This window comes from Limimaricola cinnabarinus LL-001 (assembly GCF_000466965.1).
Lineage (GTDB): Bacteria > Pseudomonadota > Alphaproteobacteria > Rhodobacterales > Rhodobacteraceae > Limimaricola > Limimaricola cinnabarinus.
Genome location: NZ_BATB01000128.1, coordinates 1 through 3,300 on the forward strand (window position 1 = coordinate 1; position 3,300 = coordinate 3,300).

The 3,300-nt window shown below is 64.8% G+C and carries 3 protein-coding genes; all 3 read right to left on the reverse strand.

All coding sequences use genetic code 11. The annotated features are described in order from the left end of the window. Window positions 1-308: 308 nt before the first annotated feature. Window positions 309-1,316 (reverse strand): aldo/keto reductase, encoded by a 1,008-nt coding sequence (locus tag MBELCI_RS18500; RefSeq protein ID WP_021695772.1) that lies wholly within the window; start codon window positions 1,314-1,316, stop codon window positions 309-311. Window positions 1,317-1,393: 77 nt separating this feature from the next. Continuing rightward, a complete protein-coding gene (locus MBELCI_RS18505) occupies window positions 1,394-2,371 on the reverse strand; it encodes a glycoside hydrolase family protein (protein ID WP_021695773.1) in 978 nt (325 codons plus the stop codon). A gap of 125 nt (window positions 2,372-2,496) precedes the next feature. After that, the coding region (locus tag MBELCI_RS18510; RefSeq protein WP_045320517.1) for an ABC transporter ATP-binding protein at window positions 2,497-3,300 on the reverse strand (804 nt) is incomplete at its 5' end.

The window sequence follows — 3,300 nt, forward strand, 5'->3', positions numbered from 1 at the left end:
AAACCGGGGAGCACCTCACAGCCGTCCTATGCCAGTGCGCGCAGACAGGCCTCCCGCACTTCAGGCAGAATATTTCTCGCGGAGTGACAAATCAGGGATGACATTCTGCCTGCGCTGCCTCCGGCGGCCTGTGTCGACGGTCGCAGGCAAGCCTCGGCGGCGGAACGGATCGCACCCATTCAGGACAAAAGGCATGTCCGGCCAACGAAACCGGTGCCGGACCGCACGCGGCCTGGCAGCGCCGCCCGCGAGCGACGCAGAACGATGTCCTGCGAAGGCGGCGGAGCTATCGCCCCCCGCAAAGCGCTTCAGCGTTTCCCCGAAGATCCGATCCTATAAGGGTAGAGCGTCTCGGGTGCCGACACCTCGTTCAGGGCCTGCATCTCGCCGTCGCTCAGCGTCAACGCCACTGCGCGCAGGTTGTCCTCGAACTGCTCCATCGTGCGGGCTCCGAGGATCACGGATGCGACCGACGGGCGCTTCAGCAACCATGCGAGGGCGACCTGCGGCACGCTGGCGCCTTGCGCTGCGGCGATCCGTTCCACTTCGGCGACGATGGCCCAGTTGCGCTCGGTGGCACGGCGCTCCCAGCTTTCCTCGTAACCGGCATCGGCCTCGGCCACGCGGCCCTCGCTGCGAGGAGTTCGGTCGGCCGACGTGTACTTGCCGCTCAGAAAACCGCCTCCGAGCGGGCCCCACGGCACCAGCCCGAGGCCTTCGCTTTCCAGAAGGTCCGGGAACTCATGCTCGATGTCGCGCAGCACGAGGCTGTACTGGTACTGGGCCGCCACCAGCGGCAGGAAGCCGCGACGTTCGGCGATGCCCTGTGCCTTCATTACCTGCCACGCCTTAAAGTTCGACACGCCTATGTAGCGGATCTTGCCACCGCTCACGAGATCGTCGAAGGCGCGCAGCGTCTCCTCGAGTGGGGTCAGCGGGTCCCAGCCATGCATGTAGAGGATGTCGATCCGGTCGGTGTCTAGCCGGCGCAGGCTGGCCTCGACCGAGGCCATGACGTGATGCCGCGACAGGCCGACCTCGTTGATCCCCTCGCCCATCGGCCAGCGCAGCTTGGAGGCGATGACCAACTCGTCGCGCCGGCCCTTCACGGCCCCACCCACGATCTCCTCGGATCGGCCACCCGCATAGACATTGGCGGCGTCGATATGGTTGCCGCCTGCCTCGATAAAAGCATCGACCATGGCACGGGCCGTCGCCTCGTCGGTACCCCGGCTGCCGGTCTCGCCGAACAGCATGGTCCCGAGCGCCAGTTCGGACACCATCAGCCCGGAACGGCCCAATCTGCGGTACTGCATCGAGTTACTCCTCGTCATGTATAAAGTGATCGCCGCGCAGCACACATCGCAGGCGGCCGTGGCAGCCTGGGCCTGTTTCAGCCAGCATGCTCGATGAAAAGGCGCCCGTCGCCAGCGACCTTCAGCGGCATCGGGTCCATCACATAGCCGCCGAAAGCATCCTTGCCACCATCGGCGAAGCCCATGATGACCCGGCCGTTTTCCGTTTCCAGCACGCGCGCCGCGTAGCGGCGGCACGGCAGGTCGCCGTCGAGAAAGCCAGGCGCCACGGTCCATGGCCCACGCGGGCTCTCTGCGATGAGGTAGTGATTGCCAGTGACCGGCGGTACACCCGCCTTCGTCTTGCGCTCTTCGGACCAGTGGATGTCGGCAGTACAGAACAGGCAGTACCAGCGCCCGTCGACCTCGAAGACCTGCGGCACTTCAAGCTGGCCATAATCGCCCACAAAAACCGGCGGTTGCAGCGTCCATTCATGCAGGTCAGGCGAAGTCGCAAAGCCGATCGCACCGCCGGCATTGACCTCGGCTATGCCCGGCGCGCAGGCCGTGAAATACATCAGCCAGCCGCCGCCGTCGGGGTCCTTCATCACGTAGGGGTCGCGCATCGCCCGGTCGGGCCAGAAGCCCACCTGCATCTCGGCCTCGTAGTGGATTGCGTTCGGCCCCTCCAGATCGAGGCACAGCCCGGAGCCGACGCGCTCCCACGAATGCATGTCGGTCGAGGTGGCGTGGCCGATACGCTGGTAGAGACCCTTCTCGGCCGAGCCGCCGCCGGTGTAGAACAGGTGCCAAACCCCATCCGCCCCCTGGACCACCGAGCCCGTCCATGTGGTGGTGTCGTCCCAGGCCGGCGTCGGCGCGGGCTTCAGGCAGGTGCCCTTGTGCTCCCAGTTGATGAGGTCGTCCGAAACGGCATGGCCTTGGGAGACGTTGAAATGCCGCAGGTCCGGATCGCCGAGCGACTTGTCGGCCTGAAGGAAATAACCGTGCCAGCGCTCCCCGTCATGGGCATACCAGCTGTCCCAGATCCATTTGTCATCGAGCGAAAGCGGCATGTCGTGTCCTTGTTGAAATCGTAGACTGGCCCGTCAGGACCGTGGTCGCGCGTTGATACAAAGACGCGCGAGCTTGAGTTCAGAACCAGCTTGGGTTCGATGAAAATCAGGCTGGCTTCATTGCATTAGCGGTAGTAGAGCGAGCGGCCATCGCGAAAGATCTGCACCTTTTCGGGAGCAACGGTCATGTTGACATGGCGCCCACGCAGATCGCCGTGGATACCGGGCAGCTTGGCGATCACCGGATCGGCGCCGCCTGCCTTTTGGAAATAGAGGATGGTAACCTCGCCCAGCGACTCGGTGAAGTCGACCTTTCCCTCGAACAGGTAGTCGCCGCCCGCCTCCACTTCGGTCATGTCCTCGGGGCGCACGCCGACATTTACCGAGGCGCCCATATCCGCCTCGGTAGAGGGTGCGTTCGACACCGCGACGCCGCCGCCGTCAAGTTTCACGGTGGTCTGCGCTCCGGTGCCGGTGATTCGGCCCGGCAGCAGGTTCATCGCCGGGCTGCCGATGAACTGCGCCACGAACTCGTTCTCGGGCCGCTCGTAGAGTTCGAGCGGCGTGCCGACCTGGGCGATGCCCTTGTTGGCCAGCACCACGATCCGGGTCGCGAGCGTCATCGCTTCGACCTGATCATGCGTGACGTAGATCATGGTGCTGTCTGGCATCGACTCCTTGAGCTGGGCGATCTCGATCCGGGTGGCGACGCGCAGCGCCGCGTCGAGGTTCGAGAGCGGCTCGTCGAAGAGATAGACCTTAGGGTCGCGCACGATCGAGCGGCCGATCGCCACCCGCTGCCGCTGACCACCCGAGAGCGCCTTAGGCAGGCGGTCGAGATAAGGTTCGAGCTGCAGGATGCGGGCGGCGTTGGAGATCGCAGCCTCGATTTCCTCCTTCGACTTCTTCGCGAGCTTCAGGGCGAAGGC

What these genes read in the sequence shown, in the direction of transcription:
- MBELCI_RS18505 (WP_021695773.1), bottom strand. Translation starts at nt 2,371, where the DNA reads ATGCCGCTTTCGCTCGATGACAAATGGATCTGGGACAGCTGGTATGCC.
- MBELCI_RS18500 (WP_021695772.1), bottom strand. Translation starts at nt 1,316, where the DNA reads ATGCAGTACCGCAGATTGGGCCGTTCCGGGCTGATGGTGTCCGAACTG.